Origin of the sequence: Shewanella sp. SM74 (assembly GCF_025653725.1) — a bacterium.
Classification (GTDB): Bacteria; Pseudomonadota; Gammaproteobacteria; order Enterobacterales; family Shewanellaceae; genus Shewanella; species Shewanella oncorhynchi.
This window is the reverse complement of the sequence record NZ_JAKKRZ010000079.1, coordinates 1-1,534: the sequence shown is the minus strand read 5'-3', so window position 1 is coordinate 1,534 and position 1,534 is coordinate 1. Positions and strand designations below refer to the sequence as shown.

The 1,534-nt window shown below is 55.0% G+C and carries 1 protein-coding gene; it reads right to left on the bottom strand.

The features are described 5' to 3' along the window. Window positions 1-11 precede the first annotated feature (11 nt). A complete protein-coding gene (locus tag L5M49_RS25000; RefSeq protein ID WP_263266996.1) occupies window positions 12-1,442 on the bottom strand; it encodes an IS4-like element ISAeme22 family transposase in 1,431 nt (476 codons plus the stop codon). Between the last annotated feature and the right edge of the window lie 92 nt (window positions 1,443-1,534).

The window sequence follows — 1,534 nt, the reverse complement described above, 5'->3', positions numbered from 1 at the left end:
CTGTCTCTTGATCAGATCTTGATCCCCTGCGCCATCAGATCCTTGGCGGCAAGAAAGCCATCCAGTTTACTTTGCAGGGCTTCCCAACCTTCCCAGAGGGCGCCCCAGCTGGCAATTCCGGTTCGCTTGCTGTCCATAAAACCGCCCAGTCTGGCTATCGCCATGTAAGCCCACTGCAAGCTACCTGCTTTCTCTTTGCGCTTGCGTTTTCCCTTGTCCAGATAGCCCAGTAGCTGACATTCATCCTGAGTCAGCACCGTTTCAGCTGACTGGCTTTCTACGTGTTCCGCTTCCTTTAGCAGCCCTTGCGCCCTGAGTGCTTGCGGCAGCGTGAAGCTTTCTCTGAGCTGTAACAGCCTGACCGCGACAAACGAGAGGATCGAGACCATCCGCTCCAGATTATCCGGCTCCTCCATGCGTTGCCTCTCGGCTCCAGCTCCGGTTTTCCATGCCTTATGGAACTCCTCGATCCGCCAGCGATGGGTGTATATGTCGATGACCCGCAAGGCTTGGGCTAGTGACTCGACGGGTTCACTGGTTAACAACAACCATTTCAACGGGGTCTCACCCTTGGGCGGGTTAATCTCCTCGGCCAACACCGCATTGAGCGTGATATTCCCCTGTTTTAGCGTGATGCGCCCACTGCGCAGGCTCAAGCTCGCCTTGCGGGCGGGTCGATTTTTACGTTTACCGCGTTTATCCACCACGCCCTTTTGCGGGATGCTGATCTGATAGCCACCCAGCTCCGGTTGGTTTTTCATATGGTCGTACAGATACAATCCGGAGCCAGTGTCCTTGCGCGGGTGCTTGGAGCGCACTACAAATCGCTCTTTATGTGTCAGTTTGTCCTGCAGGTAAGCATGGATATCGGCTTCGCGGTCACAGACCGCAATCACGTTGCTCATCATACTGCCCATGCGTAACCGGCTAGTTGCGGCCGCAGCCAGCCATTTGCCACTCTCCTTTTCATCCGCGTCGGCAGGGTCATCCGGGCGCATCCACCACTCCTGATGCAGTAATCCTACGGTGCGGAATGTAGTGGCCTCGAGCAAGAGAACGGAGTGAACCCACCATCCGCGGGATTTATCTCCAATAGCACCCAGCTTGCCAAGCTCTTCGGCGACCTGGTGGCGATAACTCAAAGAAGTGGTGTCCTCAATGGCCAGCAGTTCGGGAAACGCCTGAGCTAACTTGACGGTTTGCATGGCGCCAGCCTTTCTGATCGCCTCGGCAGAGACGTTGGGATTGCGGATAAATCGGTAAGCGCCTTCCTGCATGGCTTCACAGCCCTCTGATGAGATGGTTATTGATTTTCGAGAACATTTTGCCAATTGAGCGGCGACGTTAACCAGACGGGTGGTACGGCGAGGATCACCCAGTGCCGCCGAAGAGAACACAGATTTAGCCCAGTCGGCCGCATGATGAAGAGCAGAAGTTAGCATGATCGTTACCATGTTGGGAGTCACATGGAAGATCAGATCCTGGAAAACGGGAAAGGTTCCGTTCAGGGCGCTACTTGTGTATAAGAGTCAGG

Coding starts and splice junctions, on each gene's coding strand:
- L5M49_RS25000 (WP_263266996.1), bottom strand. CDS start 1,442: ATGCTAACTTCTGCTCTTCATCATGCGGCCGACTGGGCTAAATCTGTG.